11 protein-coding genes are annotated in these 11347 nt (G+C 39.5%); 8 read left to right on the forward strand and 3 right to left on the reverse strand.

Features of this window, described 5'->3' with window-relative positions; translation table 11 throughout:
• Positions 1-130: 130 nt before the first annotated feature.
• Entirely contained in the window at positions 131-772 is a 642-nt protein-coding gene (locus JW794_09285) for a lactate utilization protein (GenBank protein MBN2018304.1), read from the reverse strand.
• Between the two features lie 303 nt (positions 773-1075).
• A complete protein-coding gene (locus tag JW794_09290) occupies positions 1076-2098 on the reverse strand; it encodes an FUSC family protein (protein ID MBN2018305.1) in 1023 nt (340 codons plus the stop codon).
• Between the two features lie 368 nt (positions 2099-2466).
• Here JW794_09290 and JW794_09295 point away from each other — a divergent pair, with 368 nt between their 5' ends.
• The 8 genes from JW794_09295 to JW794_09330 all read left to right on the forward strand — a co-directional run bounded on the left by JW794_09295 (position 2467) and on the right by JW794_09330 (position 10803).
• Positions 2467-3705 (forward strand): DUF1015 domain-containing protein, encoded by a 1239-nt coding sequence (locus JW794_09295; GenBank protein MBN2018306.1) that lies wholly within the window; start codon positions 2467-2469, stop codon positions 3703-3705.
• Between the two features lie 150 nt (positions 3706-3855).
• Positions 3856-4809: an aspartate carbamoyltransferase catalytic subunit gene (locus JW794_09300; protein ID MBN2018307.1), complete on the forward strand. Its 954-nt coding sequence runs from the start codon at positions 3856-3858 to the stop codon at positions 4807-4809.
• Positions 4806-6077 carry a dihydroorotase gene (locus tag JW794_09305; GenBank protein MBN2018308.1) on the forward strand — a complete coding sequence of 424 codons (1272 nt, stop codon included), beginning with the start codon at positions 4806-4808 and terminating at the stop codon, positions 6075-6077. The genes JW794_09300 and JW794_09305 overlap by 4 nt, the downstream gene beginning before the upstream one ends.
• Complete coding sequence (locus JW794_09310; protein ID MBN2018309.1) at positions 6077-6832, forward strand: dihydroorotate dehydrogenase electron transfer subunit; 756 nt, start codon at positions 6077-6079, stop codon at positions 6830-6832. The genes JW794_09305 and JW794_09310 overlap by 1 nt, the downstream gene beginning before the upstream one ends.
• On the forward strand, positions 6825-7733 hold the full coding sequence (locus JW794_09315; protein MBN2018310.1) for a dihydroorotate dehydrogenase: 909 nt from the start codon (positions 6825-6827) through the stop codon (positions 7731-7733). Before JW794_09310 ends, JW794_09315 begins: the two co-directional genes overlap by 8 nt.
• A 2-nt stretch (positions 7734-7735) precedes the next feature.
• Positions 7736-8272 (forward strand): bifunctional pyr operon transcriptional regulator/uracil phosphoribosyltransferase PyrR, encoded by a 537-nt coding sequence (pyrR, locus tag JW794_09320; GenBank protein MBN2018311.1) that lies wholly within the window; start codon positions 7736-7738, stop codon positions 8270-8272.
• A gap of 12 nt (positions 8273-8284) precedes the next feature.
• Positions 8285-9091 (forward strand): orotidine-5'-phosphate decarboxylase, encoded by an 807-nt coding sequence (pyrF, locus tag JW794_09325; protein MBN2018312.1) that lies wholly within the window; start codon positions 8285-8287, stop codon positions 9089-9091.
• A 239-nt stretch (positions 9092-9330) separates the two neighbouring features.
• Positions 9331-10803, forward strand: a complete 1473-nt coding sequence (locus JW794_09330) for a transporter substrate-binding domain-containing protein (protein ID MBN2018313.1) — start codon at positions 9331-9333, stop codon at positions 10801-10803.
• 93 nt (positions 10804-10896) lie between these two features.
• On the opposite strand, the gene JW794_09335 is transcribed toward JW794_09330, so the two are convergent.
• Positions 10897-11250: a hypothetical protein gene (locus tag JW794_09335; protein ID MBN2018314.1), complete on the reverse strand. Its 354-nt coding sequence runs from the start codon at positions 11248-11250 to the stop codon at positions 10897-10899.
• Between the last annotated feature and the right edge of the window lie 97 nt (positions 11251-11347).

Consider the following 11347-nt stretch of genomic DNA (forward strand, 5'->3'; position numbering starts at 1 on the left):
ATTTACTCGTTTCATCATGACTTCCAATAAATTTATTTTAACTATATTGAAATGATAATATTAAATGCCAAATTATTTTTATTGATATATTTATAAATATCATTAAAATAAATTAAGTCAAAGATTTCAATCAAAACCCAAAATTATCTTTGATCAAAAATATCTTTATTCTATCTGGTATATTCTGCAGCATGTTGATGGTCAGATGTTTGCAGATGCGCTGCTCAGCATCGCAGTCTGTACAGAAGCCGTCTTCAGCGCATGGGGTTTGTCGTTTCAGCCGTTTTGCATTAATGGGCGCTGCCACATCAAATACACGGTCGATCGCCTGCTGCCTGTCCATCATGATCTTGTTCATGCCGGCAAAGAGGAATACTTTTCTTGGTCCGAAAATAATTGCAGAAACTCTATTCCCATACCCGTCGATATTCACGATCTCGCCTTCTGTGGTAATGGCATTGCATCCTGCAAGGAAGAAATCGGACATCAGTGTTTTTCTTCGCAGTTCGAACACTTGTTCGCTGTTAAGGTCGGGGAGATAAGGATTTACGATATTGTATCCGTTATCTTTCAGGTGATCGAATAACCCGATCTCGCGCACGGTCATGGAACCACCTATGCCGATTGACGATTCCTTATCCAGTTCCTTTAATGCTTTTTCCCGGGCTTCGTCGCCGTTTTTACAAAGTTCAATAAGGAAATTATGAGCTTCGAGCGCTTGTTTTGCTTTATCCATCATTTTGTCGATATGCCAGTTCACGAATTCAGACATGGTACCTCCAGATGTTTCGAGAATTTCTTATAATGTGATTCTACTAGTCAAGAGAAAAAACTAGGAAAATATTAACTACGAATTAACAAGAACTAACTCGAAAATGAAATATTGCCACTTTAAATACAATTGTCATCCTGAATTCCAGCGAAGGATCTCCCTGATTTTTGGTCAATCGTTCTGCGAGATTCTTCGTTCCATTTCATTCCACTCAGAATGACAACACGGAATAAATTGCCACGACTTTCAAGTCGTGGATTGTGTAGTAATTAAATATATTCAGGACTTTAGTCCTAGACCTTTTTAAGCTGTCGTATTGTGAGTTGATTTCCTTTTCATGATCAGCCAGATAATGATAATAACAGCGAAAGCAATCATGACTCCGAGTATCGTTGCACCAATCCTCTCCTCTCCGCTGAACGCAGCTGATACTCCTCCAAATCGTCCGGCAACAATCAGAATCAGAGTAAGCAGAGAGATCATCATCGTATAGCTGATTTGTACGGTTCCCAGGAAAAGGAAGATGAATACAATGAGCAGAAGTGCGAGAACCAGATCCTGTTGTATATTTCCAATCATGAGGATCCCGATAATACCGCCGGCTATCGTGCCGCCAATTCTTTCAAATCCTTTAACTGCAGTCTGGTGCAGGTCCGGTTTGATGATAGATAGTGGAGCAAAAACAACCCAGAACGGTCGTGCATCGACGAGAAGCCAGCCGACAATGGCAGCCACGCCAACTGCACATGCTTTGATAAGAGCGAATTTGAATAACGGGGATTGTAAAAAAGATACGTGCTTGGTACTTTCACTCTTCTTCCTTTGAGGTTTTGCTGATGATGTCTGTTTCTTTTTTGTATGAATTTTCAGAACCGTAAATAACGCAACAGCAGCCATGGCAAGTATTGCACCGGCAAAGAATCCAACCATCTTACCGGCAATTGGAGGGTCAGGTTTCTCCAGAATGAGTAAAAACCAAAAATTCAGCAGAAGACCCAGTATGGCATACATTGCTCCAAAATAGAGGGCAGATGCACAAATGAAAGCAATGATCGTAACCGAAAGTACCATTGACCACATATCGGTTCCTATGATCAATCCAAGAATGGTCAAGACACCTGCAGCAAGTGTCCACAGACCCATTACTTTTAACTTATCCTTAAGATTACCGGGAGGATCAGTAAGAGAAACGAACAGCGCACTCATTGCAGTAATCCCCGGAAGATCAAACAGGTGGCTGAGAAGCGCTCCCATAAGTACTGCCACTACTCCACGCAAGCCAAGTTTCCAATCAAAATTTTTCCACTCAATGTGCTGTTTTATCATGGTGTGTGTAATACAAATTGAGAATATATTTCGTCAAGAGAAAATAATGAGGGAAAATATAAACCAAAATCTACACGATCAACTAAAAATTTAATATACGCTCTATAAATAACTTGTCATCCTGAATTCCAGCGAAGGATCTCCCTGATTTTGGTCAATCTTTCTGGGAGATTCTTCGTTCCATTTCATTTCACTCAGAATGACAAAACGGAATAAATTGCCACGACTTTCAAGTCGTGAATAAAAAATAAATTGAGAAATCCGGACTTTGGTCGGTTATATGAGATTCATTTTTAAATTATTTGACAGACAGAATCCTTACCCGCCCCTAGTGTAATACAAATAAAGCATTTCCACGAGGTATAATTATGCCAGATGTACGACCATTTAAAGGACTTCGACCAGCACGGGAATTGGCTGAAAAAGTTGCAGCTCCACCCTATGATGTGCTCAATTCTGAAGAAGCGCGTGAACTCGCAAAAGATAATCCTTTCAGCTTTCTTCATGTATCAAAACCTGAGATCGATCTACCAGAAGGAATCGATCAGTATGACGAACAGGTATATGAAAAAGGTGTGGAAAATTTCCAGAAAATGATCGCTGATAAGATACTTATTCAGGATGAAAAACCGTGTTTTTATATCTACAGGCAGATCATGGGAGATCACGAGCAGACAGGTATCGTAGCAGCAGCTTCAGTCGAAGATTATGATGGCGGGATCATAAAAATTCATGAGTACACTCGCGAAGATAAAGAACAGGATCGCGCAAAACATGTGGATATGCTTGGTGCGAATACAGGTCCTGTTTTCCTGACCTATCATGCAAAAAAACAGATCGATAACATCGTGGAAGCATGTAAGAAAAACGAGCCATTGTACGATTTTACCAGCAGTGACGGCATTCGGCACACAGTATGGATTGTAGTAGATGAAAACGTCATTCAACACATCATAAATGAATTTGATGCCCTTGATTATCTCTATGTTTCAGACGGACACCACAGATCAGCAGCTGCATCACGTGTTCAGAAGTTCAGAAAAGCAGGCAATCCCAACAATACAGGTGATGAGGAATATAACTATTTCCTTACGGTTATCTTTCCTGATGACCAGATGTACATCATGGATTATAACAGAGTCGTTAAAGATTTGAACGGACTTTCTGATGACGAATTCATGAAAAAAGTTGCAGAGAAATTCGAGATCGAGAAGCAGACATCACAATACAAGCCCGAACATAAACATATCTTTGGCATGTACATAAATGGCACATGGTATAAACTCACGGCAAAATCCGAAATTTTTGATGAGCACGATCCGGTCGGCTCGCTCGATGTGAGTATTCTACACAAAAATATCATGGAATCTCTTCTTGGTATCATGAATCCAAGAAAAGATAAAAGAATAGATTTTGTTGGCGGCATACGAGGTCTCGGAGAACTAGAAAAGCTTGTGAACAGCGGAAAATTCAAAGTAGCTTTTGCACTTTTCCCAACTTCGATAGATGATCTTATGAAGGTTGCAGATTCCAATAATGTCATGCCGCCGAAGTCAACATGGTTTGAACCGAAATTGCGAAGCGGTCTAATTATTCATTTAATTTGAAAATAACAAGAAGACAGCATAGTCCGAAAGATTATTGTAAAATCAGATTTTACAACGAAGGAGCTGTTTTCTCTATTAAAAGCTATCAATCTGGTCATCCTGAGCTTGTCGAAGGGTGACTTTTTTTTTATCAAAAAGTAGGAGAAGTGTATGAAGCATACGCTCAATCTCGCTGGCAGGAATCTGTTTGATCTCGATGTTTATACTGTAGAAGAGATCGAGACCATTTTTGAAACTGCCAAAGTAATGAAAGAGATCAATAGCCGGGACTACAAGAAAATCCCAACTCTGCGAGGAAAAACAGTTGCGACACTCTTTTTTGAGGACAGTACGCGAACCAGAATATCTTTTGAACTGGCTGCCAAACGCCTGAGCGCTGATGTGGTGAGTTTCACTACAGCAGGTTCAGCAATGAAAAAGGGTGAAAGCATTCAGGATACAGTGTACACGCTCAATGCAATGGGTATGGATCTGTACGTGGTTCGTCATAGCTGCCCTGGCGTTCCACAACTTGTGCATAAATACTCCCAAAAACCTGTTCTTAATGCAGGGGACGGACGACATGCACATCCCACACAAGCACTTTTGGATATGTTCAGTATCTGGGAGAAGCGAGGTTCACTCAAAGGATTGAGGATCGCAATAATCGGTGACATCCTGCATTCACGCGTGGTTCGTTCAAACCTGATCGGCATGAAAAAAATGGGTGCGAATGTCGTGGTATGCGGACCAAGAACGTTAATGCCGCCTAAGATCGAAGAAGTGTATGGCGTCCAATGCGAATATGACCTGAAAACAGCAATAAAAGATGCTGATGTGGTTATGGGACTTCGTATGCAGCTTGAGCGTCAGACAGAAGGACTCTTTCCAAGTCTTGGAGAATATACGAGCAGATATGGTCTCAGCAATAAGATGCTTGAATATGCAAAAGATGACGTGCTGGTGATGCATCCGGGTCCGATGAACAGGGGAGTCGAAATCCTTCCAGAAGTGGCAGACAGCGAACACAGTATTATTATCGAACAGGTAGCGAACGGCGTGGCAGTACGTATGGCACTGCTGTTCCTGATCCTTGGCGGGAAACCCGGAAGGGAGGTCGCATGATACTCTTAAAGAACGGAATGGTTTACCTTTCGAATGACAAAAAGATTATAAAAGCTGATGTGTTGATCGAGAAGAAGGTCATAAAAAAGATAGCTCCTTCAATCGACGAGAAAAATGCTGAAGTGATCGACTGTGCGGGAATGCATATTTTCCCCGGATTTGTCGATATGCACTGCCATCTTCGTGAGCCCGGTTATACATATAAAGAAGATATCGCAAGTGGGGCAGCGTCCGCAGCAAAGGGCGGTTTTACGAGCATCTGCTGTATGCCGAATACCAAACCGGCAATAGACAATCTTTCTACACTCGACTATATCATGAGAAAAGCCCGGGATGTGGGCAAGACCAAGATATTCGTGATCGGTGCGATGTCAAAAGGCATCGAAGGTAAGGAAATTGCGAATATAGCAACCCTTGTTAAAGGCGGCGTGGTTGGACTGAGTGATGATGGCAATTGCATTCAGGTTGCAAAACTACAGCTTAATGTGATGCGTTATGCATCCATCTATGATATTCCGATGATCTGTCATTCGGAAGATTATTCTTTATCCGGTGACGGGCAGGTAAATTACGGATATATGTCTACAAAACTCGGACTGCCAGGCATACCAACGCTTGCAGAAGAAAGCATGGTCAGCAGGGACATCATGCTCGCTGACGTGACCGGCTCACGAGTGCATATTGCACACGCTTCCACTAAAAGAACGGTTGAACTTATCCGACAGGCAAAGAAAGACGGGATCAAAGTAACCGCAGAAGTTACTCCTCACCATCTAGTGCTGAATGAAAATGCCTGTGATGGCTTTGATACGAATACGAAAATGAAGCCTCCTTTACGATCAGAAGAGGACAGAAAGTCATTACTGGAAGGTCTACTCGACGGAACGATCGATGTTATTGCAACAGATCATGCACCTCATTCCGATTATGAAAAAGAACTGGAATTCATGAAAGCACCCTTTGGTGTGATCGGCTTTGAAAGTGCATTCCCCGTGCTTTATACTACTTTTGTGAAAACCGATCTCATAAAACTTGAAGAGCTTATTGATAGAATGACGTCCAAACCTGCAAACATCATAAATAAAGAAGTTGGTGAACTCAAAGAAGGTGCAGCGGCTGATTTAAATGTGTTCAATTTAGACGAGTCCTTTACCTTCGATGAGAGTGAAATCCTTTCAAAATCGAAGAATAGTCCGTTCATCGGTATGAATATGTGGGGTAAGATCTATTACACGATGTGTGACGGAAAGTTCACTTGGAAAGTGTAATGCATTTCAAGAAATTGCCTGTCCTGAAGATCGAGCATATCAATAAAGATTATTTTGTGCTTGGAGTACGAGATAAAGAACTCACACAGAAGATTAAACCAGGACATTTTTTCCAAGTGAAAGATCCCGCATCGAGAATACCATTACTTCCTCGTCCTTTCAGCGTGTATAAAGTTGATAACGATGAACTTGAATTTCTTGTCAAAATTATTGGTGAAGCCACTATGAAATTATCCCATCTCAGTACAGGGCAAGATATTCAGCTGCTTGGACCACTCGGAAATGGCTTTCCGTTAGTGAGTGGTAAGAAGGTACTTCTTGCAAGTGGTGGGATCGGATTTGCGCCTATGCCTTTTCTTGAACATAAGCTGAAGGAAGCAGGGAATGAAGTCCATTTCTATCATGGAGGACGAAGCAGCAATGATGTGTTCTGTGATTCTGTTGAGAATTGTACTGATGATGGAACGTTCGGACATACCGGATTTGTAACAGAATATGTGGAGAAATATCTGGATTCAACACACATCGATATTGTCTATGCCTGCGGACCCGAACCCATGATGAAGACACTTACCATAATGTGTTCAAAGCGAGATATTCCTATCTATGTTTCGATGGAACGGGTTATGGCATGTGGAGTCGGTGCATGCTGCGGATGTGTGATCAAAATAAAAGAGAATGACAGCATTGTATACAAAAAAGTATGTAATGACGGACCTGTCTTTTATGGTGCAGAGGTTGTTTGGGATGCATAAATGTGAGATCGAGTTTGGAAAGATGAAATGGAAAAATCCTGTAACTGTTGCGTCGGGTACATTCGGACTTGAATATGCCGATCTTTTCGATCTTTCCCAACTAGGTGCGCTAACCACAAAAACAATCACACCCTTACCAAAAGAAGGAAATGAGCCGCAGAGGATCGTTGAAACAGAAGCAGGGCTTCTTAACTCGATTGGATTACAGAATCCAGGTTTGGATGAATTTATAAGAACCGATCTTCCTCAATACAGAAAATTTCATACTAACCTGATCGTGAGTGTATCTGCATCTTCAATTAAGGAATTTATTAATATGATAGAGAAGCTCAATGTTCAATCTGGTGTCGATGCATACGAGATCAATGTTTCATGTCCGAATGTAGAGAACGAAGGTATCGCATTCGGCACTGATCCGGAAGTTGTTTTTGAGTTGACATCACAATTAAGAAAAGCAACTGAAAAAACACTGATCATCAAACTTACACCTAATGTAACTTTAATAACTGATATTGCAGTACAGGCAGAGAGAGCAGGCGCAGACGGATTAGCTATGATCAATACACTTTATGGCATGGCAGTCGAAGTGAGAACAAAAAGACCAAAACTTCACAGTATTATTGGGGGATATTCCGGACCAGCGATCAAACCGATTGCTTTACAAAATGTATATAAAGTTGCCCAAGCTGTGAGTATTCCCATACTCGCAATGGGTGGCATTACCAATTCTGATGATGCATTGGAATTTATCATTGCCGGAGCTTCGGCTGTTGCAGTCGGTACATATAATTTCGTAAACCCTCTCTGTACACTGGAGATCATTAAAGGAATCGAGGATTATTGCGTGCGTAATGATATGAAATATCAGGACCTTATCGGTTCCATACAAACAAAAGGATAACCATGAGTATAACAAAAAAAATATTAGATGACAAAGAGATGGAGCGCATTCTCAAGCGCTTAGCAAACGAGGTCATAGAAAAAAATAAGGGATGTGAAAATCTCTATATCGTTGGTATTCATACGCGAGGAGTTCCGATTGCACAGAGGATCGCAGGATATATCGAGAAGTTTGAGAACACTCGAATTAGAGTCGGTGCTCTCGACATCACCCTCTACCGTGACGACCTTGCATATATCGACCATCAACCGGTCATACAAGATTCGATCCTTAATTTTGACATTGAGGGTAAGAACATACTGTTGGTTGACGATGTGCTCAATACAGGAAGAACAGCCAGGGCTGCATTGAATGCCATTCTCGATTATGGACGTCCGGAATCGATCCAGTTTCTCGTTATTATAGACAGAGGTCATAGAGAACTGCCAATACAGGCGGATTTTGTTGGAAAGCATCTACCAACTGCCAAAGACGAAGCTGTGAATGTAAGCTTGAAGGAGATTGACGGCAAGGATGAAGTACTCATCATAAAAGAATAAAAGGAATATCCTATGAAATTCAAAGAAAAATATTATAAAATAGTTCAAAAGAATAATTCACTTGTGTGTGTGGGATTGGATTCGGATATTGAAAAGATTCCCGGATTTTTAAAAGATGAATATGATCTTCCTCAGTGGGAATTCAATAAACGTATTATCGATTCGACAAAAGATATTGTTGGAGCATACAAACCAAATTTTGCTTTTTACATTTCTCAGGGAATCAAGGGTATCGAGTCCTTACAGAAAACCATTTCCTATATTCCTGATGACATCCCAATCATTCTCGATGTGAAAATTGGGGATATTGGTAATACGATGAAGCATTATGCGAAAGCATATTTTGATCTATTCGATGTCGATGCTCTTACCGTAAATCCTTTGATGGGATATGATGTCGTCGATCCATTTGAAAAATATGAAGATAAATATCTCTTCCTTCTTGTACTCACCTCAAATCCTTCGAATACTGATTTTCTGAATTCGGAATATCTATTGTATGAGGGTATATGTGAGAAAATAGGGGAATGGGATCAGGATATGCTTGGTGCAGTTGTTGGTGCTACAAATGATGAGGAGATGAGCACGATCAGAGGAATGCTTCCTCATTCAATATTCCTTATTCCCGGCATCGGTGCACAGGGCGGCAACCTTGAAAAAGTTATGAAATATACGACCAGTAAAACTCATCCAAATATACTTATTAATTCTTCGCGGGATATTATTTTTTCTTACAGCAAGGCAGATGAAAAGAATTTTGATGATGCTGCTCGCAAGGCATGTGATACTTTACGGAATGATATAAATAGATTGATGTAATTTCAATAATTATAAATGCAATGAACATCTCTGAAGAAATGCTTCAAAGAAAAATTGCTTGCAACACATTTCATATTTGATAAATACTGTTACGAATTTATTATATTCAACTCTTCATAATTTAGAAAAATTTGACAGATTATTCATACCATAGCAATCAACAATCCAATATTAATGAGCATTTTACTATTTATAAAATTCATTTCAGTATTAATTATTATTTATAGAATGGAGTAAAAATGAAAAAATTTTGGAACAATGTTGTTTTATGGGTAGCAGTTCTATTATTCATCCTTATTGGTTTGAATAACACACATTGTTACTGTGCTGAAACAGAACAAATTGATTTGCAGATAATAACCGAAGACCTTGCACCGTTTAATTTCAGATCAGCTGACGGCACGATCACGGGTCAATCAACTGAGGTTGTTCAAGAGATTTTGTCACGTCTTGGACTTGATATTGAGATTCAACTGATGCCTTGGAATGTTGGTTATGAAAGAGCTCTGAAAGAATCTGATGTGGCACTCTATTCGACGTTCAGAACTGATGAGAGAGAGAATCTTTTCCAATGGGTAGGTCCCATAGCATCTGATGAGATACTTTTTTATACAGTGAAGGGATCGGATATTGTGATTCGCAGTCTTGAAGATGCAAAATCACTCTCAGCGATTGCCGTGGTGAAGGATGATGCTCGTCATCAACTTCTTGAAAAAAATAATGTGAAGAACCTAAAACTCTATCCAAGTGATGCTGAATGCTATAGGGCACTTGCTAACGGTGATGTAGCAGCTGTACTTGGAAGTAATAATACCATGTTAAAGATGGCACAGCAGGCAGGAGTTGATCCTTCAAAGATGGTTGCTGTTTATTCAGTAAGGAAAACACCACTTTATGTTGCATTCAGTAAAGCTATTCCAGTAAATGTTGTTCAAGAATGGCAAAATGTTCTCGATGAAATCAAACGGGATGGAACCTTTAATAAGATCAACCAGAAATGGGGTGGTTCGGTTGAAAAAAATATACAAACTAAAATACCTAAGAATGGCATCAGCATTCCTTCTGCTGTGAAACTGCTTGCTGGATTTATCGATTACCGTATTGAGGGCTTCCTCTCATCACTACATCTGCTGACACTAACCAATGAGGTTTTATCTGGAAAATGGAAAAAGATGAAAACACTCCTTATGGAACAGGAGCAGGCAGAACCATCCGGTCGTATATGGTATCTTCTTCCTGATGGCTCATATTATACAACAGTCGATGATCTCACCAGCAAAAATCTTAAAGACCGTTCATATTTTCCAGATTTGATCGCAGGAAATCCTGTTCATGGATCTATTGTTGTGAGTAAATCAACTGGTAAACCGGTAGCTGTTGTCGCATCTCCTATTTTTAAAAAAGGTAAAGTCATTGGAGCACTTGGCACTTCAATCTATATGCAGAATATCAACGAAGAAGTACAAAATACCTTTCCACTCGGTATGCCCTACAAATTCTTTGCCGTGTCACCGGAAGGCATCATTGCCCTTCATTCTGATGACGAGTGGATTGGTCAGAATATTGAACATATCAGCAAGGATTTAAAACATATATTTATAACTGATTCAGGAGAAATTTCCTATACCAGTGAAGGCAATCAATGGAACGCAACATGGTCGACCGCACCATCGACTGGATGGAGAATCGTTATATCAAAAGTAGATGATTAAGATTAATATATATTGCTAAAACTATATGAAAAATCAATAGTTAAAATATTACCAAGGTTGTAATCATTTCATGGTATAATAGTAATTTTTTATCTAAAATAAACCAATCAAGAGCTGAACGATCTTCAGTATTCCAAAGAACAATATTATTCCAAAAACAGAAAACAAGACAATTGTAACAGATTCTAATTTAGGTTTAGATTTATGATGATGTCTTGAAGAATGTTTAATATGCTTTTCTTTTTTAACTATTTTTTTTGGTTCTAACCGTTTTAGAACTGCTACAATTCTGAATTCATTATTCTTTAACCAGTGAACCTTTCCATCAGTTGAACGGAAAGGGTATAGTCCATTTCTTCGTTTGTGGTAAAATGTTCTCATATTCATTCCCTCTATTTCAGCATCTTCTTTGAATATTCTATATAATAACTCTGAATGATTTTTCATGCATATTATATATATGTTCAATATCATTATTGTCAATAAAAAAAATTTAAAAAAAACATTCTCAGTTAGTTTATTGCTCAATGTTATTTTTTAATAA

The organism is Candidatus Cloacimonadota bacterium, from assembly GCA_016932035.1.
Lineage (GTDB): Bacteria > Cloacimonadota > Cloacimonadia > JGIOTU-2 > JGIOTU-2 > Celaenobacter.

Excerpts from the sequence above, each read along its gene's own strand:
- JW794_09285 (MBN2018304.1), bottom strand. The coding sequence starts at position 772 with ATGTCTGAATTCGTGAACTGGCATATCGACAAAATGATGGATAAAGCA.
- JW794_09290 (MBN2018305.1), bottom strand. The coding sequence starts at position 2,098 with ATGATAAAACAGCACATTGAGTGGAAAAATTTTGATTGGAAACTTGGC.
- JW794_09295 (MBN2018306.1), top strand. The coding sequence starts at position 2,467 with ATGCCAGATGTACGACCATTTAAAGGACTTCGACCAGCACGGGAATTG.
- JW794_09300 (MBN2018307.1), top strand. The coding sequence starts at position 3,856 with ATGAAGCATACGCTCAATCTCGCTGGCAGGAATCTGTTTGATCTCGAT.
- JW794_09305 (MBN2018308.1), top strand. The coding sequence starts at position 4,806 with ATGATACTCTTAAAGAACGGAATGGTTTACCTTTCGAATGACAAAAAG.
- JW794_09310 (MBN2018309.1), top strand. The coding sequence starts at position 6,077 with ATGCATTTCAAGAAATTGCCTGTCCTGAAGATCGAGCATATCAATAAA.
- JW794_09315 (MBN2018310.1), top strand. The coding sequence starts at position 6,825 with ATGCATAAATGTGAGATCGAGTTTGGAAAGATGAAATGGAAAAATCCT.
- pyrR (MBN2018311.1), top strand. The coding sequence starts at position 7,736 with ATGAGTATAACAAAAAAAATATTAGATGACAAAGAGATGGAGCGCATT.
- pyrF (MBN2018312.1), top strand. The coding sequence starts at position 8,285 with ATGAAATTCAAAGAAAAATATTATAAAATAGTTCAAAAGAATAATTCA.
- JW794_09330 (MBN2018313.1), top strand. The coding sequence starts at position 9,331 with ATGAAAAAATTTTGGAACAATGTTGTTTTATGGGTAGCAGTTCTATTA.
- JW794_09335 (MBN2018314.1), bottom strand. The coding sequence starts at position 11,250 with ATGAAAAATCATTCAGAGTTATTATATAGAATATTCAAAGAAGATGCT.